General features: G+C 69.3%; 21 protein-coding genes and 1 tRNA gene. 2 read left to right on the forward strand and 20 right to left on the reverse strand.

Annotated features, from left to right (window positions below; translation table 11 throughout):
• Window positions 1-31 precede the first annotated feature (31 nt).
• The 14 genes from rpoB to rplJ all read right to left on the reverse strand — a co-directional run bounded on the left by rpoB (window position 32) and on the right by rplJ (window position 16,550).
• Window positions 32-3,613, reverse strand: coding sequence for a DNA-directed RNA polymerase subunit beta (rpoB, locus tag IRX98_RS00910; protein WP_224273211.1), 3,582 nt, complete (start codon window positions 3,611-3,613; stop codon window positions 32-34).
• A 232-nt stretch (window positions 3,614-3,845) separates the two neighbouring features.
• Entirely contained in the window at window positions 3,846-4,631 is a 786-nt protein-coding gene (locus IRX98_RS00915; protein WP_224273213.1) for a J domain-containing protein, read from the reverse strand.
• Window positions 4,628-5,338 carry a hypothetical protein gene (locus IRX98_RS00920; RefSeq protein WP_224273215.1) on the reverse strand — a complete coding sequence of 237 codons (711 nt, stop codon included), beginning with the start codon at window positions 5,336-5,338 and terminating at the stop codon, window positions 4,628-4,630. Before IRX98_RS00920 ends, IRX98_RS00915 begins: the two co-directional genes overlap by 4 nt.
• Window positions 5,339-5,389: 51 nt before the next feature.
• Window positions 5,390-6,703: an MCE family protein gene (locus IRX98_RS00925; RefSeq protein ID WP_224273217.1), complete on the reverse strand. Its 1,314-nt coding sequence runs from the start codon at window positions 6,701-6,703 to the stop codon at window positions 5,390-5,392.
• Window positions 6,700-8,139 (reverse strand): MCE family protein, encoded by a 1,440-nt coding sequence (locus IRX98_RS00930; protein ID WP_224273218.1) that lies wholly within the window; start codon window positions 8,137-8,139, stop codon window positions 6,700-6,702. The genes IRX98_RS00925 and IRX98_RS00930 overlap by 4 nt, the downstream gene beginning before the upstream one ends.
• The gene (locus IRX98_RS00935; protein ID WP_224273219.1) at window positions 8,136-9,281 is read right to left on the reverse strand and encodes an MCE family protein; all 1,146 of its coding nucleotides are present in this window, start codon (window positions 9,279-9,281) and stop codon (window positions 8,136-8,138) included. Before IRX98_RS00935 ends, IRX98_RS00930 begins: the two co-directional genes overlap by 4 nt.
• 3 nt (window positions 9,282-9,284) lie before the next feature.
• Window positions 9,285-10,247, reverse strand: a complete 963-nt coding sequence (locus IRX98_RS00940) for an MCE family protein (protein WP_224273220.1) — start codon at window positions 10,245-10,247, stop codon at window positions 9,285-9,287.
• 64 nt (window positions 10,248-10,311) lie between these two features.
• A complete protein-coding gene (locus IRX98_RS00945; RefSeq protein WP_224273221.1) occupies window positions 10,312-11,349 on the reverse strand; it encodes an MCE family protein in 1,038 nt (345 codons plus the stop codon).
• On the reverse strand, window positions 11,346-12,620 hold the full coding sequence (locus tag IRX98_RS00950) for an MCE family protein (protein WP_224273222.1): 1,275 nt from the start codon (window positions 12,618-12,620) through the stop codon (window positions 11,346-11,348). The genes IRX98_RS00945 and IRX98_RS00950 overlap by 4 nt, the downstream gene beginning before the upstream one ends.
• Window positions 12,621-12,625: 5 nt before the next feature.
• Entirely contained in the window at window positions 12,626-13,450 is an 825-nt protein-coding gene (locus IRX98_RS00955) for an MlaE family ABC transporter permease (RefSeq protein ID WP_207083926.1), read from the reverse strand.
• Window position 13,451: 1 nt separating this feature from the next.
• The gene (locus IRX98_RS00960) at window positions 13,452-14,225 is read right to left on the reverse strand and encodes an MlaE family ABC transporter permease (RefSeq protein WP_207085364.1); all 774 of its coding nucleotides are present in this window, start codon (window positions 14,223-14,225) and stop codon (window positions 13,452-13,454) included.
• Window positions 14,226-14,245: 20 nt separating this feature from the next.
• Entirely contained in the window at window positions 14,246-15,202 is a 957-nt protein-coding gene (locus IRX98_RS00965; protein WP_224273223.1) for an ABC transporter ATP-binding protein, read from the reverse strand.
• Between the two features lie 226 nt (window positions 15,203-15,428).
• Complete coding sequence (rplL, locus tag IRX98_RS00970; RefSeq protein ID WP_207083924.1) at window positions 15,429-15,815, reverse strand: 50S ribosomal protein L7/L12; 387 nt, start codon at window positions 15,813-15,815, stop codon at window positions 15,429-15,431.
• 78 nt (window positions 15,816-15,893) lie between these two features.
• Entirely contained in the window at window positions 15,894-16,550 is a 657-nt protein-coding gene (gene rplJ, locus IRX98_RS00975; RefSeq protein WP_224273224.1) for a 50S ribosomal protein L10, read from the reverse strand.
• A gap of 287 nt (window positions 16,551-16,837) precedes the next feature.
• On the opposite strand from rplJ, the gene IRX98_RS00980 reads away from it, so the two are divergent.
• Window positions 16,838-17,827, forward strand: a complete 990-nt coding sequence (locus IRX98_RS00980; protein WP_207083922.1) for a DnaB-like helicase C-terminal domain-containing protein — start codon at window positions 16,838-16,840, stop codon at window positions 17,825-17,827.
• Between the two features lie 86 nt (window positions 17,828-17,913).
• Here IRX98_RS00980 and IRX98_RS00985 read toward each other — a convergent pair whose 3' ends face one another.
• From IRX98_RS00985 to IRX98_RS01010, 6 genes are all read right to left on the reverse strand, one after another.
• On the reverse strand, window positions 17,914-18,777 hold the full coding sequence (locus IRX98_RS00985) for an SCO4651 family lipoprotein (RefSeq protein ID WP_224273225.1): 864 nt from the start codon (window positions 18,775-18,777) through the stop codon (window positions 17,914-17,916).
• Window positions 18,778-18,963: 186 nt separating this feature from the next.
• Window positions 18,964-19,686 carry a 50S ribosomal protein L1 gene (rplA, locus tag IRX98_RS00990; RefSeq protein WP_224273226.1) on the reverse strand — a complete coding sequence of 241 codons (723 nt, stop codon included), beginning with the start codon at window positions 19,684-19,686 and terminating at the stop codon, window positions 18,964-18,966.
• A gap of 62 nt (window positions 19,687-19,748) precedes the next feature.
• On the reverse strand, window positions 19,749-20,177 hold the full coding sequence (rplK, locus tag IRX98_RS00995) for a 50S ribosomal protein L11 (protein WP_207083919.1): 429 nt from the start codon (window positions 20,175-20,177) through the stop codon (window positions 19,749-19,751).
• A 214-nt stretch (window positions 20,178-20,391) separates the two neighbouring features.
• Window positions 20,392-21,183, reverse strand: coding sequence for a transcription termination/antitermination protein NusG (nusG, locus tag IRX98_RS01000; RefSeq protein ID WP_224273227.1), 792 nt, complete (start codon window positions 21,181-21,183; stop codon window positions 20,392-20,394).
• Window positions 21,184-21,292: 109 nt separating this feature from the next.
• Complete coding sequence (secE, locus tag IRX98_RS01005) at window positions 21,293-21,547, reverse strand: preprotein translocase subunit SecE (protein WP_207083917.1); 255 nt, start codon at window positions 21,545-21,547, stop codon at window positions 21,293-21,295.
• A 41-nt stretch (window positions 21,548-21,588) separates the two neighbouring features.
• Window positions 21,589-21,661, reverse strand: a tRNA-Trp gene (locus IRX98_RS01010).
• Between the two features lie 126 nt (window positions 21,662-21,787).
• Here IRX98_RS01010 and IRX98_RS01015 point away from each other — a divergent pair.
• On the forward strand, window positions 21,788-22,819 hold the full coding sequence (locus IRX98_RS01015; RefSeq protein ID WP_224273228.1) for an adenosine deaminase: 1,032 nt from the start codon (window positions 21,788-21,790) through the stop codon (window positions 22,817-22,819).
• Window positions 22,820-22,822: the final 3 nt, after the last annotated feature.

A 22,822-nucleotide genomic window follows, 5' to 3' on the forward strand; every position in this document is an offset into this window, starting at 1 on the left:
TACGCCGGCCGGAGCCGGCGTACCGACGCACTCAGACTTCTTCGACCGAGCTGGGCTCGCGACGCGACAGGTCGATCCCGAGCTCCTCGGCGGCCCGGAAGACGTCTTCCTCGGCATCCTTGAGCTCGATGGTCGAACCGTCGTGGGTGAGCACCTCGACGTTGAGGCAGAGGGACTGCATCTCCTTGACGAGCACCTTGAACGACTCGGGGATGCCCGAGTCGGGGATGTTCTCGCCCTTGACGATCGCCTCGTAGACCTTCACGCGGCCCGGGACGTCGTCGGACTTGATCGTCAGCAGCTCCTGCAGGGCGTAGGCGGCGCCGTACGCCTCCATCGCCCAGACCTCCATCTCGCCGAACCGCTGGCCGCCGAACTGGGCCTTACCGCCCAGGGGCTGCTGCGTGATCATCGAGTAGGGGCCCGTCGAGCGCGCGTGGATCTTGTCGTCGACGAGGTGGTGGAGCTTGAGGATGTACATGTAGCCCACGGCCACCGGCTCCGGGAACGGCTCACCCGAGCGACCGTCGAAGAGGCTGGCCTTGCCGTCCTCCTTGACCATCCGCTCACCGTCACGGTTGGGCAGCGTCGCACCGAGCAGGCCGGTGATCTCGTCCTCGCGCGCACCGTCGAACACCGGGGTCGCGACCTTGGTGCCGGGCTCGTTCTTCTCGGCGTGGATCGAGATCAGGCGGTCCTTCCACTCCGACGAACCCTTGTCGGCGTGGAGGTCGATGTCCCAGCCCTGCTTGGCGAGCCAGCCGAGGTGGAGCTCGAGGATCTGGCCGATGTTCATACGACGCGGCACACCCAGCGGGTTGAGCACGACGTCGACCGGGGTGCCGTCCTCCATGAACGGCATGTCCTCGACCGGCAGGATCTTGGCGATGACGCCCTTGTTGCCGTGACGACCGGCGAGCTTGTCACCGACCGAGATCTTGCGCTTCTGGGCGACGTAGACGCGGACGAGCTGGTTGACGCCCGGGGGCAGGTCGTCGCCGTCCTCGCGGTCGAAGACCCGGACGCCGATGACCGTGCCGGACTCACCGTGGGGCACCTTCATCGACGTGTCGCGCACCTCGCGCGCCTTCTCGCCGAAGATCGCGCGGAGCAGGCGCTCCTCGGGGGTGAGCTCGGTCTCGCCCTTGGGCGTGACCTTGCCGACGAGGATGTCACCGGTGGTGACCTCGGCGCCGATGCGGATGATGCCGCGCTCGTCGAGGTCGGCCAGGCCCTCCTCGGAGACGTTCGGGATGTCCCGGGTGATCTCCTCGGGGCCGAGCTTGGTGTCGCGGGCGTCGACCTCGTGCTCCTCGATGTGGATCGAGGTGAGGACGTCCTCCTGCACCAGGCGCTGGCTGAGGATGATCGCGTCCTCGTAGTTGTGGCCCTGCCACGGCATGAACGCGACGAGCAGGTTGGTGCCCAGCGCCATCTCGGCGTTGTCGGTGCACGGACCGTCGGCGATCGGCGTGCCGACCTCGAGGCGGTCCCCTGCCTTCACCAGCGGGCGCTGGTTGATGCAGGTGCCCTGGTTGGAGCGCTTGAACTTGGCCAGCTTGTAGGTCTGGTAGGTGCCGTCGTCGTTCATCGTCTCGATGGAGTCGGCCGACACCTCCTTCACCACACCCGCGTTGTCGGCGACGACCACGTCACCGGCGTCGACGGCGGCGCGGTACTCCATGCCGGTGCCGACCAGCGGGCTGTCGCTGACGACGAGCGGGACGGCCTGGCGCTGCATGTTGGCGCCCATGAGGGCACGGTTGGCGTCGTCGTGCTCGAGGAACGGGATCAGGGCCGTCGCGACCGACACCATCTGGCGCGGCGAGACGTCCATGTAGTCGACCTCGTCGGCGAGGATCGCGTCGACCTCACCCTTCTGCTGACGGACCAGCACGCGCTCCTCGACGAAGCGCATCTTGGAGTCGAGCGGCGCGTTGGCCTGCGCGATGACGTAGCGGTCCTCGTCGTCGGCGGTGAGGTAGTCGATCTGGTCGGTGACCACGCCGCCCTCGACCTTGCGGTAGGGGGTCTCGACGAAGCCGAACGGGTTGATCCGACCGTAGGACGCGAGCGAGCCGATCAGGCCGATGTTCGGGCCTTCCGGGGTCTCGATCGGGCACATGCGGCCGTAGTGCGACGGGTGGACGTCACGGACCTCCATGCCGGCACGGTCACGGGACAGACCACCGGGACCGAGCGCCGAGAGGCGACGCTTGTGCGTCAGGCCGGCGATCGGGTTGGTCTGGTCCATGAACTGGCTCAGCTGCGAGGTGCCGAAGAACTCCTTCAGCGCCGCGACCACGGGACGGATGTTGATCAGGGACTGCGGCGTGATGGCCTCGACGTCCTGGGTCGTCATCCGCTCGCGCACCACGCGCTCCATGCGGGCCAGGCCCGTGCGGAGCTGGTTCTGGATGAGCTCGCCCACGGTGCGCATGCGGCGGTTGCCGAAGTGGTCGATGTCGTCGGCCTGGACCTTGACGGGGGCACCGTCCGGGCCCGCGACCGGGTTGCCCTCGGCGTCGACCAGGTCCGGGGAGTCGGCCTGGATGCCGGCGGCGTGCAGCTGCACGACGTAGCGGATCGCGGCCACGACGTCGTCGATGGTCAGCGTCTGCTGGTCGAACGCCTCGTGGAGGCCGAGCTTCTTGTTGATCTTGTAGCGGCCGACCTTCGCCAGGTCGTAGCGCTTGGGGTTGAAGTAGTAGTTGTTCAGCAGCGTCTGCGCGGCCTCGGCCGTCGGCGGCTCGCCGGGGCGGAGCTTGCGGTAGATGTCGAGCAGTGCGAGCCGGGTGACCTCGTCGTTGACCTGCTCGGCGGTGGGGGCCTCGCCCCGCGCCTTCTTCTGCAGCTCCTCGTGGACGACCTCGTAGCGGACGCTGTCCTTCTCGAGGGTCAGCATCATCGACTCGTACTGGCCGAACTCCTCGCGGATCTGCTCGGTCGTCCAGCCCAGGGCCTTGAGCAGCACGGTGACGTTCTGCTTGCGCTTGCGGTCGAGGCGTACGCCGACCAGGTCGCGCTTGTCGATCTCGAACTCCAGCCACGCGCCACGGCTCGGGATGAGCTTGGCGGTGAAGATGTCCTTGTCGGAGGTCTTGTCCGGGCTCGACTCGAAGTAGACGCCGGGCGAGCGCACGAGCTGCGAGACGACGACACGCTCGGTGCCGTTGATGATGAAGGTGCCCTTCTTGGTCATCATGGGGAAGTCGCCCATGAAGACCGTCTGGCCCTTGATCTCACCGGTCTCGTGGTTCATGAACTCGGCCGAGACGTAGAGCGGGCGGGAGTAGGTGAAGTCCTTCTCCTTGCACTCCTCCTCGGTGTACTTCTCGTCCAGGAAGACGGGGTTGTCGAAGGAGAGCATCATCGTCTCGGAGAAGTCCTCGATCGGGGAGATCTCCTCGAAGATCTCCTGCAGACCGGTCTTCTCGGAGACGTCATCACCGGCGGCCCTGCGGGCAGCCACCTCCTCCTCCCAACGCTCTCCGCCGACCAGCCAGTCGAAGCTGCTCGTCTGGAGCGAGATGAGGGGGGGAACCTCGAGAGGTTCGGTGATCTTTGCGAAAGAGGTGCGACGGTGGTTACCAGCGGTGCTGCGCGCGGCCAAGAGGTGTCCTCACAAATGATCAAGTGATCTCGGCGCCGGCCGACCACCACAACAACCGTCCGGAAGGTGTCGGGCATCTGAGGGCAGGCGCAAGGACTCACGATAGCGCACTTGTGGACACGCCTCAAACGCGGGGTCAAGTCCCGAACGGGAGAGCGCCACGCGTTGGCCACGAGTGTGAACGCCGAAGCCTCCCGGGTCAAGCAGGGCGCGCCGCGACCACCCGTACGGGTCAGCCCTGGACGGGCGAGGTGACCAGGTCGTCGACCAGCCAGTCGCCGTCCACGCGCTGCATCGACAGGGTCACCTGGTCCTTGTAGACCACCGGCTCCGCGCTCAGCCGGTTGGTGGTGGGACGGTCCACGAAGACCAGCACCTGCACCCGGTCGCCGCTCGCGCGCACGATGCCCGAGGAGATGACCGAGGCGGTCACCGTCGTCTCGGTCTGGGGCGCGTTCTCCTCCAGGACCGCGAAGAGCTTGTCGTACTCCTCGCGGTAGGAGCCGGTCATCAGCGCCTGCGCCTCCTGCTGGTCGGCCTCGAGGGTCTCGTGGTCGTAGGACAGCACCGGCACGACGGCGCGCTCGGCCGCCACCTGGGCGGCGCGTGCGGCGGAGTCGTCGCCGCCGTCGTCCTGCGCGGTCCACATCCACGCCGTGGCTGCGACCAGCCCGGCCGCGACGACGCCGAGGCCCGCCAGCAGCCACGTCGGGACGCCACGGCCGCGCCCGGTGGTCGAGGAGGGACGACGTCCTGTCACGCGACGCGGCTCCGAGTCCTCGGTCTCGTGACCGGCCTGACGGCCCTCCTCGACCAGCGGCTCGTCCGGGTGCTCGGCGTCGTACGCCGCCCGCGCGCCGGGGTCGAGCAGCACCTTCGCCGCGCGGTTGAGCGCGTCGAAGCGTCGGTCGCCCGGCTCGAGGTCGGCGATCTGGGTCTTCCAGGCGCCGCGGATCTCCTCCGTGGAGGCGTCCCGCGGCACGTCGAGGAGGTCGTACCAGGTCGGGGTGTCGCTCACGGGGTGCTCCCCTCTCCCGGGGCCGGCGCCGTGCCGGGGGCCTGCCCCTGCCCCTCACCACTGCTCACCGGGGAGAAGTCGTCGACGAGCCACTCCCCCTCGATCACCACCAGGTCGACGGTGAAGCGGAAGGGCAGCGGCTCCTGGTCGACGACCCGGGCCTCGTCCCCCTCACCCTGCCGATAGCTGTCGGTGAAGGCGCCGGCCACGAGGACCCGCGCCGAGTCGTCGTCGATCGAGGACACCGCCGTGGCGAAGACGTCCGCGCTGCGGGTGATGCCGCCCTGGGCGACGAGCTGCTCGGCGGTGGCGACCTCCTGGTCGAAGTCGGCGGTGAACTTGGGCGTGATGACCTCGCGCACCTGCTCGCGGTAGGCCGGCATCTGGCCGGAGTCGTCGAGCATCTCGGGGCTGTAGGTGCCGAGCCGCTTGACGAACTGGCTGGTCAGGCCCATCACCTGCTCGCGCTCCTCGGGCAGGCTCAGCGCGCCGTCGGCCCCGGAGCCGCGGCCCCCGGAGGACATCCAGGCCATGAGGGCGACGCAGACCACCGCGACCAGCGCGAGGGCGGCGGCGAGCAGGGTGCGTCGCCGCTGCGGACGGCGTAGGTCGGCGGGGCCGCCGGGTTCGGTGCCGGGATCGGCACCCGGGGACGCCGGCGCGGTCGCGACGTCGTCGCGACGGGCCGAGTCGGACAGCACGGACATCGGTTCCCTCCCTCGAGAACGGGCAGGACCCCCTCCCGGGGTCCTGCTGTCTCAACGAGCGGTGGTCTGCGAGGTCACGCCCCCGCCCAGCAGCGGCTCGAGGTAGAGCCACTTCCAGGAGTCCTCCCCCAGGGTCCCGGGCGCCGTCGGGCGCTCGCCGAGCAGCCGCCGGATCTCCGCAGGGTCGGAGGTCACGGCGCCCGTCTCCGGGTCGTGGGCGAAGTCAGCCTCGCCCCAGCCGGTCGCGGCCCGGGGGGCCTGGATGTTCTGCGCGCCGCGGGCGTTCGACTTCGACGCAGGCTCCGTGCAGCCGGCGTCCTCCTTCATCGGACGGTCGCTGCCGTCGAGCGGCGAGCGGCGGTCGGTGCCCTCGTAGCCGCCGAGGCACACGTGAGGATCCTGGGTGAGCACCATCCCGAAGTGGGCGTCGTACAGGCCCGTGCCGGGCGACTTCGACACCACCGTGAAGCCACCCTCGACGACGTAGGGGTAGATCACCAGCAGCTGCTCGATGCCGTCGAGGTGCTTGACCACGACCTCACCGGTCGTGACCAGGTTGTTGATGAGCTCGCCGAGCTCGACCTCGTTGGCCTCGAGGAAGGTGCGCAGCTCGTTGGCGCCGAGCGAGCCGTCGTCGATGAGCCGGCGCAGGTCGTCGTCGTTGTCCGCCACGGTGGTGGAGAACGCCGACAGGTCGCGGGCGAAGCGGCGGAAGGCGCCCTCGGAGTCGATCTGGCCGTTGAGCACGACGTTGCTGTCGCGGATCAGGTCGACGGTGACGTCGAAGTTCTGCTCCGCGGCGGTGATGAACTCGCTGCTGCTGTCGAGGATCGTCTGGAGGTCCTCGCCCGCGCCGTTGAAGGCCAGCCCGAACTCCGAGGTGACCGTGCGGAGGTCGTCGGTGTCGACGCTGCGCACCGTCTCGTCGAGGTGGGTGAGCAGGGTGTCGGTCTGGATCGGCGTGGCGGTCCGGTCCCGCGAGATCTCGGAGTCCTCGCGGAGGAAGGGGCCGTCGTCGCTCTGCGGCTGGAGCTCGACGTACTGCTCGCCGACCGCGGAGCGGTTGCCCACCAGTGCGTGGGCGTCGGCCGGGATGTCGTCGAACTCGTCGTCGATGTCGAGCACGATGTCGACGCCGTCGTCGGTGAGGACGAGCTCGCTCACCTCCCCGACCCGCACGCCGCGGTAGGAGACCTCCGCGCCCTGGAAGGCGCCGCCGGAGTCGGCGAAGTGGGCGACGACCGTGTAGCTCTGGTCCAGCACGAGGCGGTCGAGGCGGGCGTAGCGGGCGCCGACGAAGCTGACGCCCACGAGCGTGATGAGGGCGAAGACCAGCAGCTGCACCTTGGTCCGACGGGTGATCATCGCTCCACCACCATCCCGGGCACGAGCAGGCTCACGAGGGCCGGGTCGTACATCTCGCTGAGCTGTCCCATCGTGGGTCCACGCTCGGGGTCGGGAGGGTCGTCGTACGCCGCCGGGCGGGGCAGGCCGGGCAGGGTGATCGTCGGCAGGCTCGGGACCGGGAGGGTCGGCACGGTCGGGGTCGGCAGCGGGAGCGTCGGGGTGCCGGAGCCGCCGCACAGGCCCGGGACCGGGGCCTGCTCGCAGACCGCGGCGATCACCGAGCCGGGCAGACCCAGGCAGGCCGTGACGTCGCCGCGGCGCAGGCCCTCGAGGCAGTCGTTGATCGCGTCGAGCGCGTCCTGGCACAGCCGACTGGTGTCGGGCAGCGGCCCGTCCTGCGGCAGCTGGCTGAGCGGGATGCAGGCCTCGGTCGGCAGCGTCGTCGGGATCGTGGTGGGGATCGAGGTGAGGTCGACGTCGAGGGTGATCGACAGGTTGGTGTAGTCGCCCATGTGCAGGTTGCGCGCCACCTGCGGGTCGCGGCCGACGACCTCGTCGACGAACGGGTAGGTGAGGAAGACGTGGAAGGCGTTGGTGAAGTCGTCGCCGGAGGCTGCGAGCTGGGTGAGCACCGGGTTGAGCCGCTTCAGCGAGGTGATGGTGGCGTCCTTCGACTCCGCGATCACGTCCACCGCGACGTCGGAGAGGTCGTTGAGCGCGGCGAGCATCTCGACGAGGTCGTCGCGCTGGCGGTTGATCGAGTCGAGCGCGCTGGGCAGCTCCTCGAGTGCCTTGTCGATGGTGGGCAGCTGCTTCTCCGCAGCGATCGCGAGCCGGTTGAGCGACTCGATCGCGTCGACGATGTCGGCCTTGTTGTCGTCGAGCTGGCCGGTGAAGGTGCGCAGGTTGCGCAGCACCGAGCGGGCCGAGTCCTCGCGGCCCTCGAGGGCGAGGTTGAGCTCCTGGGTGATGGTCTTGAGCTGGGCCACGCCGCCGCCGTTGAGCAGCAGGCTCAAGGCGCCGAGCACCTCCTCGACCTCCGGGTTGCGGCCGGCGCGCTCGATCGGGATGACCTCGCCGTCCTCGAGCCGGTCGGCGATGGCGCCCTCCGCGGGCGCGCTGAGCTGCACGAACTTCTCGCCGAGCAGGCTGGTCTGCCGGAGCTCGGCCACGGCGTTGCCGGGCAGGTCGACGTCGCGTCGCAGCTCCATCGTCACCAGCGCCTGGTAGCCCTGGAGGTCGATCGCGGTCACCTTGCCGACGCTGACGTCGTTGACCTTGACCGTCGACTGCGGCACCAGGTCGAGCACGTCGGCGAACTCCACCTTGACCGTCATCGGGTCGTCCCCGACATCGGGCCCGCCGGGCAGCGGCAGGGAGTAGACGCTGGCGTCGCACGCCGAGAGGAACATCGCCGCCAGGACGCCCAGCACGAGGGTCTTCACGCGGGTCATCGGTCCACCTCCACGAGTCCACCGAGGCTGGGGTCGAACACGTCGCGGGCCGGCAGCACGTCCGTCCTGCCCAGCGCACCCGGGCGACTGCGCGAGAGCAGCTCGGTGATGGTGTCGCACGCCTCGCCGGAGCGCTCGACCTGCCCCACGAAGCCGCACAGCAGCGCGGCGGGGTCGGCCTCGAGCTGCTCGATGCTCTGCCCGAAGTTGGCACGGGTGTCGAGCGTGCCGGCCTGCGGGTTGTAGGTCAGTGCCAGGTTGTTCAGCGCGCCCGGGGCGACCCGGAGGATCTCGTCGAGCGCCGCGCGCTGGCGCACCAGGACCTTGGAGACCCGGTTGAGGCCGCTGATGTTGCGGCTCAGCGAGTCCTTGTTCTCCTCCACGAAGCCCTTGACCGCGTTCAGCGCGACCGACAGGTTCCTCGTCGCCGCGACGAGCTCCTCGCGCTCGCCCTCCAGCATGGTCGACACGTCGGCGAGCGACTGGTTGAACTGCCGCACGGTCTGGTCGTTCTCGGCGAGCGTGGCCATGAAGCCGCCCAGCGCCTCCACCGACCCGAACAGCTCGTCGGAGTTGCCCGCGAGCGTCGCGCTGAGCCGCGAGAAGTCCTTGATCGTCTGGCGGAAGGTCGTGCCCTGGCCGCCGAAGTTGTCGGCCGTGACGGAGAGCAGGTCCGACAGCGCGCCGGTCCGGTTCGCCCCCCGCGGGCCGAGGGCCACGTTGAGGCGGTCGAGGCTGTCGTAGATCTGGTCGAGCTCCAGCGGCTCGGAGGTCTGGTCGACGCTCAGCTCGGCCCCGTCGGCGAGCACCTCGCCGGTGCCGGAGTAGGCCGGCGTCAGCTGGACGTAGCGGTCGCCGACCACCGACGGCGCGATGATGACGGCCCTGGCGTCGGCCGGCAGCTTCACCTCCTCGTCGTACGTCATCGTCACCGCGACGTCGGTGCCGGTGGGTTCGACCCGGGTCACCGTGCCGACCGGCACGCCGAGGACGCGGACGTCGCTGCCCTCGTAGACGGAGATGGTGCGCGGGAAGTGGGCCACGACGGTCCGGGCGGTGTCGCCGCCGAGGACGCTGACGGCCGCCGCGACGACGAAGCCGAGCACGACGAGGGGGACGAGGAGGCGCTTCACGAGGTCCATGGGTCAGCCCACCTGCGGGACGGGAGGGAAGTTGGCGATCCACGTGTCGAACCACGGACCGGTGCCGAGCGTGTTGGCGAAGACGCGGTAGAAGGGCGCCATCAGCCGCAGGCTGCTGTCGAGGTTGTCCTCGTTCTTGTTGAGCACGGCGATGACGTTCTCCAGGTGCGCCAGTGCGGGCTTGAGGTCCTCGCGCGACTGGCGGATCAAGGTGGTCAGCTCCTTCGACAGCCGGGTGCTGGAGACGAGCAGGTCGTGGACGGCGTCGCGGCGCGCGACCAGCGCGCGGAACAGCACGTCGCTGTCCTCCATCAGCGCGATGATGTCCTCGTCGCGCTCGTCGAGGACCGTGGAGACCCGCTCGAGGTTGACCAGCAGGTTGTTGAGCTGGGTGTCCTTCTCGGCGATGTTGGCCGACAGGCGGCTCAGGCCGCTGAGCGCGCCGCGGAACTCGTCGGGGGTGTTGCGGGTCAGGTCGGCCAGCGTGGTCAGCGACTCGGCGAGCTGGTCGGTGTCGATCTGCTCCGAGGTCGAGGCCAGTCCCTCGAACGCCTCCACCACGTCGAAGGGCGACGACGTGCGCGCGGCCGGGATGGTCGCGCCCTCGTCGAGCTGGCCGCCACCGGCGGGCTCCAGCGCGAGGAACATCGATCCGAGGATCGTCTTGACCTTGATGGCGGCGCGGGTCTCAGGCCCGAAGGCGGCGGCGTCGTCGACCTTGAAGCTCACCCGCACCTCGTCACCGGCCAGCGCGATCTCGTCGACCTTGCCCACGCGTACGCCGGCGATGCGGACCTCGTCGTTGACCTTGAGCCCGCCCGCCTCGGTGAACATCGCGTGGTAGGTGTCGCCGCCACCGATGACCGGCAGGTCGTCGGCGCGCAGCGCGGCGACCAGCACCATCGCCAGGACGACGAGGCTGACGGCCCCGACGACGACCGGGTTGCGCTCACGGAAGGGCTTCATGTCGGGGTCCCCTCGGCGTTGTTCGGAGGAGCGGAGCGGGGGAGAAGAACGGCGTGGGGTGACTTCATCCGAGATCACACCTGTCGGAGCCGGTGTTGTACTTCACCGGGAGCGAGACGTTGTTGGGCAGGTTGACCCGGCCCTGGAACTCGCAGAGGTAGAAGTTGAAGAACGAGCCGTAGATGGCGGTGCGTCCGATCTTGTTGAGCTTGATCGGCAGCACCTGCAGCGCCCGGTCGAGCTCGGCCTTGTTCTTGTCGATGTTGCCGGCGACGGTGCGCAGCTCCTTGATGTCCTTCACCAGGGGCTCGCGGATCCCGTCGATCAGCGACGCGGTCTCCACCGACAGCGTCGAGACCTCCTCCAGCGAGCCGAGGATCGCGAACCGGTCCTTCTTCAGCCCGCCCACGAGGGTGCGGAAGGACTGGATCAGGCGGGTGAGCTGCTTGTCGCGGTCGGCCACGTGGTCGAGCACGAGCGACAGGTTGTCGATCAGGTCCCCGATGACCTCGTCGCGGTCGGCGAGCGTCGAGGTGACCGAGGCGGTGTGGGCCAGCAGTCCCTCGAGGGTCCCGCCCTCGCCCTGGAACACCTGGATCAGCTCGTAGGACAGTTGGTTGACGTCCTCGGGCGACAGCGCCTGGAAGAGCGGCTTGAAGCCGTTGAAGAGCACCGTCAGGTCGAGCGCCGCGCGCGTCCGGGAGACCGGGATGGTCGCACCGTCGGGCAGGCGCTGGGTGTCGCCGACCTCCTGGGTCAGCGAGATGTAGCGCTGGCCGACGAGGTTGCGGTAGCGGATGGCGGCGTTGGTGCCGCCGTTGACCGAGGTGTCGTCGTCGACGGAGAAGGTGACCAGTGCGCGGGAGCGGTCGATGATCTCGACCTCGCTCACCGTGCCGACCCGGACGCCCGCGACGCGGATGTCGTCGCCCTTGGTGACACCTGTGGCGTCGGTGAACTCCGCGCTGTACTCCCGCGACGAGCCGAAGCCCAGGTTGCCGATCGTCACCACTAGCACCGTGGTGGCGAGCGAGGTCACGACCACGAAGACCAGGAGCTTGACCAGGTCGATCGACGTCTTCTTGTCCAGCAGTCCTCTCACCGCAGCGACACCTCCGCCCCGCGGGCCATGGGTCCGACGAGCAGGACCCCCAGGTCGGGTACGTCGTCCGCAGTGACGCCGAGGCCGGGTGCGAGCAGGGCCTTGAGCAGCGCCGACTCCTCGCGGCCGCCGACGAAGCCGGCGGCCGTCCCCGACCAGCCCGGGCCGACCCGGCTGGTGCCCTTGCCGGTGGGCTCGTCGACGCCGTCGACGAAGTCGGGCTGGTGGGTGACCGGGTTGCTCTGCGACCACGGCGGGTTCGGCAGGCGGCCGCAGTAGTAGCCGCGCTTGTCGCCGTAGATCGGTGCGTCCTGGGGTCCGTAGCCGCGGGGCTGGTTGGGCAGCGTCTCCAGCACGATGTGGAGGGTGAAGCCGCGGAACGCCTCTGCCTGGAGGTCGCCGGCACCCACGATGCCGCCGAGCAGGCAGGGGTAGCCCGGGGCGTAGCGCGCGAACACCTCGAGCTGCTCCGCGCCGAGGTCGGCAAGGCGCACCAGGTTGTCACCGTTGTCGCGGGTGAAGCGTTCGGCGACCGTCGACAGCTTGCTCACGTCGTTGAAGAGCGCCTTCAGCTTGTCCTCACGTCCCTCCAGCGTCGTGGTGGTCGTGATCGTGTTGCGCAGGATCGTCGCGACCTCGGGCAGCACGTCGGCGTACGTGTCGGAGACCTCTGCGGTCAGGCGCAGGTCCTCGATCAGCCCCGGGAGCTCGGGGTTGAAGCGGGTGAGGTAGCCGTCGAGGGTCTCCAGGCTCTCGCCGAGCTGCTCGCCGCGACCCTCGAGCGCCGTGGCGACGGCGTTCAGGGTCGTGTTGAGGTCGGCGGGCTGGACCGCGCGCAGGAGCGGGTAGAGGTCGCTGAGCACCTGCTCGACCTCGATCGAGAGGTTCGTGCGCTCGATGACGTCGCCGTCGGCGATCGGCTCGGCGTCCGACCCGCCCTCGGGGACGATGAGCGAGACGAACTTCTCGCCGAAGAGCGTCTTGGGCAGGATCGAGGCCGTCACGTCGCTCGGGACCTGGGTCGTGCGGTCCTGGTAGAGCCCGAGCGTGATGTCGGCGCCGTCCGCGGTGGGCTCGTAGTCGAGCACCTCGCCCACGATGACGCCCTTGATCTTGACGTCCGCGCGCTGGGGCAGCTGGAGGCCGATGCGCGAGGCCTTCACGGTGACCTCGTCGTAGTCGCTGAACTTCTGCGTGAACACGCCGTAGGTCAGCCACACCGAGGCGAGCATCAGCACCAGGAAGACGATGCCGAGGGACTTGGTCCTCATCTGCCTCACCCCGCCAGCCGCACGGTCGTGGCCGCGCCCCAGATCGCCATGGACAGGAGCAGGTCGAGCACGTTGATCGCCACGATGCTGGTCCGCACGGCGCGGCCCACGGCGACGCCCACCCCGGCGGGACCGCCGGAGGCGTTGTAGCCGTGGTAGCAGTGGATGAGGATCACCGTCACCGCGAAGACCAGGACCTTGCCGAAGGACCACAGCACGTCGCCCGGTGGCAGGAACGCGTTGAAGTAGTGGTCGTAGGTGCCCGGCGACTGGCCGTAGATCTGGGTCACCACGAGCCGGCTCGCGAAGTAGGACGACAGCAGGCCCACGACGTAGAGCGGGATGATCGCGATCAGCCCACCGACGACGCGGGTGGCGACCAGGAACGGCATCGACGGGATCGCCATCACCTCGAGCGCGTCGACCTCCTCCGAGATCCGCATCGCGCCGAGCTGGGCGGTGAAGCCGCAACCCACGGTGGCGGCGAGCGCGATCCCGGCCACCAGCGGGGCGATCTCACGGGTGTTGAAGTAGGCCGAGACGAAGCCGGCGAACGCCGCGGTGCCGAGCTGGTTGAGCGCGGCGTAGCCGGAGAGGCCCACCTGCGCACCCGTGAAGAAGGTCATGCCGATGATGACGCCGACCGTGCCGCCGATGACGGCGAGGGCGCCCGTGCCGAGGGTGACCTCGGCGAGGATCCGCATGATCTCGCGGGGGTAGCGGGCGATGGAGCGCGGGATCGCGCGCAGCACGCCGAGGTGGAAGGCGAGCTGCCCGCCGAGGGTGTCGAGCGAGGCCAGCGGCTTGGCGTAGACGTCCTTGAGAGCCATGTCATCCGCCCTTCGGTGGGACGACCTGGAGGTAGATCATGCTGAGGACGAAGTTGGCCACGAAGAGCAGCAGGAAGGTGATGACGACCGACTCGTTGACCGCGTCGCCGACTCCCTTCGGCCCTCCGTTGGCGTTCATCCCCTTGTAGGAGGCGACGATCGCGGCGATGAGCCCGAAGATGAGCGCCTTGATGAGGCCGATCCACAGGTCCGGCAGCTGGGCGAGCGCGGTGAAGCTGGCGAGGTAGGCGCCGGGCGTGCCGTCCTGGAGGATCACGTTGAAGACGTAGCCGCCCGCGACGCCCACGACGCTGACCATGCCGTTGAGGAAGAACGCGACGAGCATGCACGCCAGCACCCGCGGCACGACGAGCCGCTGGATCGGGTCGATGCCCAGCACCATCATCGCGTCGAGCTCCTCGCGGATCTTGCGTGCGCCGAGGTCGGCGGCGATCGCCGAGCCTCCCGCACCCGCGATCAGCAGGGCGGTGCCGATCGGTGCCGCCTGCTGGACCACCGCGAGGACCGACGCCGAGCCGGTGAAGGACTGGGCGCCGAACTGCTTGATCAACCCGCCCACCTGGAGCGCGATGACCGCGCCGAATGGGATGGCGACGAGGGCAGTGGGCACGATCGTCACCGACGCGATGAACCACGCCTGCTGGATGAACTCCCGCAGCTGGAAGGGACGTCGGAAGAGTCCGCGGAACACGTCGAGAGCGAAGGCGAACAGGTTGCCTGCGACGCCCACGGGCGCGAGGGCGCGCGAGGTCAGCGAGGTGGAGGTGGCCACGGTCAGGCTCCCGGGGCCAGGCCGGCGTTGCTGGACTCGAACGAGCCGGGCGGCGGGGTCACGCCGTGCTCGCGGCACCACTCCCCCGCGGGCCGCTGGCTGCGGCGCGGGATGCCGTTGGACGGGTCGAGCTGCAGCGGGATCGGCGGCAGCGGCGGGAGCTCCTGGCCGGCCTCGGCGGCGAGCTCGTCGGCGTCCTTCTCCTCGGACATGCCGATGGGGCCCACCTTCTGGGCGTTGAGGAACTGGCGCACCACGGGCTCCTCGGAGCTGAGCAGCTGCTCGCGGGGGCCGAACATCGCGAGGTGGCGGTGGTAGAGCAGTCCGATGTTGTCCGGCACGGTCCGCGCGGTGTTGATGTCGTGGGTGACGATGAGGAAGGTGGCGTCGATCTGGGCGTTGAGGTCGACGATCAGCTGGTTGAGGAACGCCGTACGCACCGGGTCGAGGCCGGAGTCGGGCTCGTCGAAGAGCACGATCTCGGGGTCGAGCACGAGCGCGCGGGCGAGTCCGGCACGCTTGCGCATGCCGCCGGAGATCTCGCCCGGGAGCTTGTCCTCGGCACCGAGGAGGCCGACGAGGTCCATCTTCTCCATGACGATCTCGCGGACCTCGGACTCGGACTTCCGGGTGTGCTCGCGCAACGGGAAGGCGACGTTGTCGTAGAGGTTCATCGAGCCGAACATCGCGCCGTCCTGGAACAGCACGCCGAACAGCTTGCGGATCTCGTAGAGGTCGCGCTCGGAGCAGCTCGCGATGTCGGTGCCCTCGATGAGGATCGAGCCCTTGTCGGGCTTGAGCAGTCCGATGAGCGTCTTGAGGAAGACCGACTTGCCGGTGCCCGACGGGCCGAGCATCACGCAGATCTCGCCGGCGGGGACGGTGAGGGTCACGTCGCCCCAGATGAGCTGCTTGCCGAACGACTTGGAGAGGTCGTTGACCTTGATCTCGACACCCATGTTGCGCGGACCCCTTCCTCTCCCCGTCGCTACTCCTGAGTAGTCCAACGCGGCAGGACGCGGGAGGTTACGCACCGGGTGCGACGCTCGTCACGGACCGCGGCGGGGGCGGGGCCAGGGCCGGGGAAGGTGCCCTTGGAGACGCCACAGGGCGGTCACCCCGGTGAAGGGGTGACCGCCCTGGGCGGTCGACGGAGGGCCCGCGAGGGGCCCGTCCGTCAGTGGGTCACTTGACGGTGACGGTGGCGCCGGCGGCCTCGAGGGCCTCCTTCGCCTTGTCGGCCGAAGCCTTGTCGACCTTCTCGAGGATCGCCTTCGGGGCGGCCTCGACGAGGTCCTTGGCCTCCTTGAGACCGAGGGAGGTCAGCGCGCGGACCTCCTTGATGACGTTGATCTTCTTGTCGCCGGCGGCCTCGAGGACGACGTCGAACTCGTCCTGCTCGGCAGCGGCCTCGCCACCGGCGGCCGGGGCGCCCGCGGCGGGGGCAGCGGCGACGGGGGCAGCGGCGGTGACGCCGAAGGTCTCCTCGAACTCCTTGACGAACTCGGAGAGCTCGATGAGGGTCATTTCCTTGAACGCGTCGAGCAGCTCGACGGTGGACAGCTTCGCCATGGTGGCGGTTCCTTCCGATCTGAGACCCGTGCGTGCGCGCGGGTCAGGGGTTTCCAGGTGGTGTACGTCGGCCCGGTGTCAGGCGTCGGTGGACTCGGCGGCCTGGTCGGCCGCCTCGTCGGTCGCCTCGGCGTCGGGACCCGCGGGGGCCTCCTCGACCGGGGCGTCCTCGGCAGCCGGAGCAGCCGGCGTACCGGCACCACCTGCGAGGATCGAGGGGTCCTCGGTCGCCTTCGTCTCCAGGGCGCCGGCGAGCCGGGCGACCTGGGCGAGCGGGGCGTTGAGGAGGTAGACGGCCTGGGACAGCGAGGCGAGCATGCCGCCCGCGAGCTTGCCCAGCAGGACCTCACGCGACTCGAGATCGGCCAGCTTGGCGATCTCGGAAGCGTCGAGGGACTTGCCGTCCAGGACACCGCCCTTGATGACAAGAGCGGGGTTTGCCTTGGCAAAGTCACGCAGACCCTTGGCGGCCTCGACCACGTCTCCATTGATGAAGGCGATGGCGGTGGGGCCGGTCAGCAGGTCGTCGAAGCCTTCGATGCCCACCTCGGTGGCGGCGATCTTGGCCAGCGTGTTCTTGACCACGGCGTAGTGGGCGTTCTCGCCGAGGGAGCGCCGCAGGTCCTGCAGCTGCTTCACGGTGAGACCGCGGTACTCGGTCAGCACAGCGCCGGCGGAATCGTTGAAGGACTCAACGATCTCCGCAACGGCGGCAGTCTTTTCTGGCCGCGCCATGGGGTCTCCTTCCGGGGTTGACCACCGGCGTCCGGCCCACAGACGACGAACGCCCTGAGCACAGGCTCAGGGCGTGGATGCGGCCGAGGCCGCTGCTCTGTCACCTGCGCCGGCCGTTCGCACTGCGAACCTTCAGTCACGGGCGAGGAGCTCGTGACAACCTGCGGTCTTTGGTTTCGAAGCCAGACAGTACGCGTCGGGACCCGGGGCAGACAAATCGGCGTCGCCGGCGGGGCAAACGGCCCAATCCGCTGCCGCGACCGCCCCGACGCTGGTTCCATGGACGCGTGGATCACCAGCTCACGACCGTCGGGGCCTCACTGGCCCGGAGCGACGAACGCATGCTCACCGGCCGCAACGCCGCAGGCCGGGTCTGGAAGACCGGCTTCGTCGGCCTCGACCCGCTGATCGGCGGTGGGATGCGGGCAGGCTCGCTGGTGCTGCTGGCCGGGCCGCAGGGTCTCGGCAAGTCCACCTTCGCCCTCCAGGTCGCGCGCAACAACGCCGCGACCGGGCGGCCGGTCATCTTCTTCTCCTACGAGCACGACGCCGAGGACATCACCCAGAAGCTCATCGCCATGGAGGCTGGTGAGCTCGACGAGTCCGACCAGGTGCGGGTCAACAGCATCCGGTCAATCTTCGACGACCTGTGGGTCAGCTCGCTCGAGCACCGCCTCGAGTCCGTGCCGTGCGGCGTCGAGGCACTCGCCCGGGTCTCGCACTACAGCGAGATGCTCTTCGTGCACCGCTCGACCGGGACCCGCACCGACCTCGCCGCGATCCAGAACGCCATCGAGGCCGTGCGCGAGCTGTCGGGCACGACCCCGCTCGTGATCGTCGACTACCTGCAGAAGGTGAAGACCCAGCACCCGGACGAGGACGACAGCTCGACCGAGATCGTCGAGGGCCTCAAGGACCTCGCCATCGACATCAACGCCCCGGTGCTGGCGATCGCCGCGGCCGAGAAGGCGGCACTGCGCTCGGGCAAGCGGATGCGCGCGAGCGACCTGCGCGGCTCCAGCGCGCTGGCGTACGAGGCCGACGTCGTGCTGGTGCTGAACAACAAGTTCGACATCGTCGCGCGCCACCACCTGACCTACGACCTCAGCAACGCCGAGCGGTTCCGTGACTTCGCCGTCCTCACGGTGGAGAAGAACCGCTTCGGGCGCGACGGCGTCGTGCTGCAGTTCCGGACCCGCTTCGACCAGGGCCGGTACGAGCACGAGGGCACCGAGGTCAAGGAGCAGCTGATCGACGAGCGCGTCTTCCGCGAGTGAGGCCCGCGAGCCCGCCGTGACGACGAGGGGCGTACGCACTGGTGGTCAGTGCGTACGCCCCTCGTGTCGCGCCGAGCCGGAGCGGGTCAGGCGCCGGGGAAGTCCTCGGTGACCTCGCTGGCCGGCGGGGCCTCGATCTCGACGTCGGTGCCGAAGTCGGAGTAGGTGCCCTCGGTGCTCGAGGTCGTGGGCTGGCCGCCGCCGACGGCGGGGACCTCGATGGTCTGGGCGAACTTGCGCGGCAGGTTGTCGGCGTCGACCCACATCTCGGTCACCAGCTCCTTCGGCAGCATGTCCGCCATCGCGGCGGGGAACTCCATGGCGGCGAGGTACTTCGCGGGGTCGAGGGTGATCCGGTAGTGGTTGGTGGCCACCCCGTCGACGTCCTCGGCCCCGACCAGCTCGAGCTTCTTGGGCTCCTCGAGGGCCTTGAACATCACCTCGGGGTCGGTGGCCTTGCCGATCATCCCGAAGAGCGAGTTCGGGTCGCTGAGGTCGATCTTGACCCACTTGTCGCCGGTGCCGAGCTCGGGCGACTTCATGTACATCGCCTGGCCCAGCAAGATCAGCTCCATCTGCTGCGCGCCGGTGCTCGAGGCCTTCATCTCGATGCCGTCGTCGCCGTAGCGCGCCTCGCCGGTCATGGTCTGGCCCTGGCCGGCGGCGTCGGTGACCGTCTCGAAGGTGAAGGTCTCCGCCTCGCGCATCGCCTCCATCACGGCCGGGTAGAAGTCCGCGGCCGACAGCTCGCTGGGCGCCTCGTCGCTGGACTCGTCGTCGGCGACGGGCTCGTCGCCGGAGTCGTCGGCGCTGGTGTCGCTCGACTCGTCGGTCGCCGAGCTCGAGGAGTCCGAGGCGGAGTCGTCGCTGCTGCAGGCGGTGGCTCCCACGCCGATCGTCAGCACCAGGGCGGCGGAGCCGAGGCGGCGGGCAAGGGGCGTGAGGCGCATGGTGTCTCCTGACACGGACGAGGACGAGCGGCAAGCAGGGCGCTTGGTGCCTTCCTACCCGATGCTTCCACACCGAAACGCCGCGGCCGGACGGCAGCCCACCGGGACATGCAGATCGGCCCGGCCACCCCGCGAGGGGGGACCGGGCCGACACGGCGGTCACGGACCCGTGGGGTCCGGCGAGGATCAGGCCTGGTCGGCCTCGTCCTCCGACGCGACGTTCTTGATGCGGTTGGGGTCGACCTGGATGCCGGGGCCCATCGTCGTGGAGACGGTGATCTTCTTGATGTAGCGACCCTTGGAGCTGGCCGGCTTGAGCCGCAGCACCTCGTCGAGGGCAGCGGCGTAGTTCTCCGCGAGCTGGGCCTCGGAGAAGGACGCCTTGCCGATGATGAAGTGCAGGTTGGCGTGGCGGTCGACGCGGAACTCGATCTTGCCGCCCTTGATGTCCGTGACGGCCTTGGCGACGTCGGGGGTCACCGTGCCCGTCTTCGGGTTCGGCATGAGGGAGCGCGGGCCGAGGACGCGACCGAGGCGACCGACCTTGCCCATCATGTCGGGGGTCGCGACGACGGCGTCGAAGTCGAGCCAGCCGCCGGCGACCTTCTCGATCAGCTCGTCGCTGCCGACGAACTCGGCGCCGGCCTCACGGGCGGCGTCGGCCTTGTCGCCGTTCGCGAACACGAGGACGCGGGCGGTCTTGCCGGTGCCGTGCGGGAGGTTGACGGTGCCGCGGACCATCTGGTCGGCCTTGCGCGGGTCGACACCCAGGCGCATGACGACGTCGAGGGTCTCGTCGAACTTCTTCTTGGAGCCGGACTTGGCGATCTTGATGGCTGCCAGCGGGGCGTAGAGCTCGTCCTGGTCGAACGCCTCAGCCGCTGCGCGGTAGGTCTTGCTGCGCTGCATTGTCTTCTCGTTTCTGTGGTGCGAAGGATGTGGTCAGCGAGCCAGCGCGGCTCTCCCACGGATCAGTCGGTCGTGATGCCCATCGAGCGGGCGGTGCCCTCGACGATCTTCATGGCGGCGTCGATGTCGTTGGCGTTGAGGTCGGGGAGCTTGGTCGTCGCGATCTCGCGGACCTGGTCCTTGGTCAGCTTGCCGACCTTCTCCTTGTGCGGGACGCCGGAGCCCTTGGAGAGACCGGCGGCCTTCTTGATGAGCTCGGCGGCCGGAGGGGTCTTGGTGATGAACTCGAACGAGCGGTCCTCGTAGATGGTGATCTCGACGGGGATCACGTTGCCGCGCATGGACTCGGTCTGGGCGTTGTAGGCCTTGCAGAAGTCCATGATGTTGACGCCGTGCGGGCCGAGCGCCGTACCGACCGGCGGGGCCGGGGTGGCCGAACCGGCCTGCAGCTGCACCTTGACGAGTGCGGCGATCTTCTTCTTGGGAGGCATAGCCTTCTCTTTCTCTCATGTGGTCATGACGAGGGCACTTCGCCCCCTGCCACGGGTTGTCGCTACTGCATTGTCGCCCTGACTCGGGCTCACCGTGAAATTGAGCCTTCACGGGTTTCGAGACGCGTCACCCGGTCGCTTGCTTCGCAGCGCGTCCGGGTCGACGCTCCTCAACCTCTTCGCTGATCGGGATCGAGCAAGCTCGATCCCGCGCTCAGACCTTCTGGATCTGGCTGAAGCTGAGCTCGACCGGGGTCTCGCGGCCGAAGATCTCGACGAGGGCCTTGACGCGCTGGGACTCGGCGTTGATCTCGGTGATCGTCGCGTGGAGCGTGGCGAACGGGCCGTCGACCACCATGACCGAGTCGGACACGTCGAAGTCGGCCACCTCGACCGGCTTGCGCGGGGTGGTGGAGGCGCCCTTCTCGCCGGAGGCGGCGGCCTCGGCCTCGGCGACGGCCACGACGGCGGGCGCCAACATGTCCTCGACCTCGCTCATGCTGAGCGGGACCGGCTGGTGGCTGTGGCCCACGAAGCCGGTGACCGACGGCGTGTGGCGAACGGCCGACCAGGACTCGTCGGTCAGGTCCATGCGGACCAGGACGTAGCCGGGGAGCACGGTGCGGGTGACCATCTTGCGCTGGCCGTTCTTGATCTCCGCGACCTCCTCGGTGGGGACCACGATCTCGTGGATGTAGTCCTCCATGTTGAGGGAGATGATGCGGTTCTCGAGGTTGTGCTTGACCCGCTTCTCCATGCCGGAGTAGGTGTGCACGACGAACCAGTCGCCGGGCTTGGCCCACAGCTCGCGGCGGAACGCCTCGAGCGGGTCGTTCTCGTCGGGCTCGTCGTCGGAGCCGGACTCGTCCTCGGCGGACTCGTCCTCGGCGCTCGCGTCGGTCACGTCCTCGACCTCGACGGCGTCGTCGACGGCGCCCTCCGTGGTCGCCTCGTCGAGCGACTCGACCTGGTCGTCGACCTGGTCCACGTCATTGTTCTCAGACACGTCTTCACTCCGTACGTCGTTGCTGGTGGTCCGGTGCGGGACCGGGGCCGGGCTCACCCGGCGGGATCAGTGCGGCGGAACCGCTGCGGGACGCGCGCTGGTCAGCGGGTCACTGGGTGCCGCTGCCGGTGAAGACCTCGAAGACCAGCCTTCCGAAGGCCAGGTCGAGGAGCGTCACGATGGCCATCACGGCGATGACGAAGACCAGCACGACGAAGAAGTAGGTGATGAGCTGCTGCTGGGTGGGCCACACCACCTTGCGGAGCTCGGCCACCACCTGGCGCAGGAACGTGACGGGGCTGGTGCGCCCACGGTCGTCGCCGCGCGAGTCGCGCCGGTCCTGAACCGCGTTGCCGTCGGCCACGTTTCCCACCTTCGTCGTTGTTGCTGTGCAGTGTTTCCTCGCAGGGCACGAGGGACTTGAACCCCCAACCTTCGGTTTTGGAGACCGATGCTCTGCCAGTTGAGCTAGTGCCCTCCGGTGGTCCCGCCCCCGCGTTGACGGGGCATGCCGCAGCATGTGGTGAAACCACCAATCGGGAAGCATACGGGGCGGGTCCAGCCTGCGTCGAACCGGCGGGGTCGCCCGCCTACGATTCGACCCATGGCGGACCAGGGGGCACAGCAGCCGCGTGAGGTGTCGCGACTTCCCAAGGCGCACCTGCACCTGCACTTCACCGGCTCGATGCGCCACGGCACGCTGCTCGAGCTCGCCGAGCGCGACGGCATCGTGCTCCCCGACTCGCTGGTGGAGGACTGGCCGCCGCTCCTCAGCGCCGCCGACGAGAAGGGCTGGTTCCGCTTCCAGCGCCTCTACGACGTGGCGCGCTCGGTGCTGCGCACGCCCGACGACGTACGCCGCCTGGTGCTCGAGGCGGCCGAGGACGACGTGCGCGACGGCGGGCGCTGGCTGGAGATCCAGGTCGACCCGAGTGGCTACGCCGCGCGCTTCGGCGGCATCACCGAGTTCACCGACCTGGTGCTCGACTGCGTCCGGGACGCCTCCGAGCGCACCGGCCTGGGCATCGCGGTGGTGATCGCCGCCAACCGCACGCGCCACCCGCTCGATGCCCGCACCCTGGCGCGGCTCGCGGCGCAGTACGCCGGGCGCGGGGTGGTCGGCTTCGGGCTGTCCAACGACGAGCGGCGCGGGCGCACCGAGGACTTCGAGGGCGCCTTCCGGATCGCCGAGCGCGCGGGGCTGATGCTCGTGCCGCACGGCGGCGAGCTGCGCGGCCCCGACCACGTCCGCACCTGCCTCGAGCACCTTGGGGCGCAGCGGCTGGGGCACGGCGTACGCAGTGCGGAGGACCCCGACCTGCTCGACCGCCTGGTCGAGGCCGGCGTCGCGCTCGAGGTGTGCCCGGTCTCCAACGTCTCGCTCGGGGTTTACTCCGACCTCACCTCGGTGCCGCTCCCCCAGCTGCTGGCTGCCGGGGCGACGGTCGCGCTCGGCGCCGACGACCCGCTGCTCTTCGGCTCGCGCCTGGCCGGGCAGTACGCCACGATGCGTGCCGCCCACGACCTCGATGACGCCACCCTGGCCCGGCTCGCCGAGATGTCCTTCGCGGCCTCCCGGGCGCCGTCCGACGTGCTCGAGGCGGCTCGTCGCGACATCGCCACCTGGCTCGCCTGAGAC

Origin of the sequence: Nocardioides lacusdianchii, from assembly GCF_020102855.1 — a bacterium.
In the GTDB taxonomy this organism is placed as follows: Bacteria; Actinomycetota; Actinomycetes; order Propionibacteriales; family Nocardioidaceae; genus Nocardioides; species Nocardioides lacusdianchii.

Excerpts from the sequence above, each read along its gene's own strand:
- IRX98_RS00930 (WP_224273218.1), bottom strand. The coding sequence starts at position 8,139 with ATGACCCGCGTGAAGACCCTCGTGCTGGGCGTCCTGGCGGCGATGTTC.
- IRX98_RS00940 (WP_224273220.1), bottom strand. The coding sequence starts at position 10,247 with ATGAAGCCCTTCCGTGAGCGCAACCCGGTCGTCGTCGGGGCCGTCAGC.
- rplK (WP_207083919.1), bottom strand. The coding sequence starts at position 20,177 with ATGCCTCCCAAGAAGAAGATCGCCGCACTCGTCAAGGTGCAGCTGCAG.
- IRX98_RS00985 (WP_224273225.1), bottom strand. The coding sequence starts at position 18,777 with ATGCGCCTCACGCCCCTTGCCCGCCGCCTCGGCTCCGCCGCCCTGGTG.
- rplJ (WP_224273224.1), bottom strand. The coding sequence starts at position 16,550 with ATGGCGCGGCCAGAAAAGACTGCCGCCGTTGCGGAGATCGTTGAGTCC.
- IRX98_RS01015 (WP_224273228.1), top strand. The coding sequence starts at position 21,788 with ATGGCGGACCAGGGGGCACAGCAGCCGCGTGAGGTGTCGCGACTTCCC.
- IRX98_RS00950 (WP_224273222.1), bottom strand. The coding sequence starts at position 12,620 with ATGAGGACCAAGTCCCTCGGCATCGTCTTCCTGGTGCTGATGCTCGCC.
- IRX98_RS00965 (WP_224273223.1), bottom strand. The coding sequence starts at position 15,202 with ATGGGTGTCGAGATCAAGGTCAACGACCTCTCCAAGTCGTTCGGCAAG.
- rplA (WP_224273226.1), bottom strand. The coding sequence starts at position 19,686 with ATGCAGCGCAGCAAGACCTACCGCGCAGCGGCTGAGGCGTTCGACCAG.
- IRX98_RS00920 (WP_224273215.1), bottom strand. The coding sequence starts at position 5,338 with ATGTCCGTGCTGTCCGACTCGGCCCGTCGCGACGACGTCGCGACCGCG.
- IRX98_RS00925 (WP_224273217.1), bottom strand. The coding sequence starts at position 6,703 with ATGATCACCCGTCGGACCAAGGTGCAGCTGCTGGTCTTCGCCCTCATC.
- IRX98_RS00955 (WP_207083926.1), bottom strand. The coding sequence starts at position 13,450 with ATGGCTCTCAAGGACGTCTACGCCAAGCCGCTGGCCTCGCTCGACACC.
- rplL (WP_207083924.1), bottom strand. The coding sequence starts at position 15,815 with ATGGCGAAGCTGTCCACCGTCGAGCTGCTCGACGCGTTCAAGGAAATG.
- IRX98_RS00935 (WP_224273219.1), bottom strand. The coding sequence starts at position 9,281 with ATGGACCTCGTGAAGCGCCTCCTCGTCCCCCTCGTCGTGCTCGGCTTC.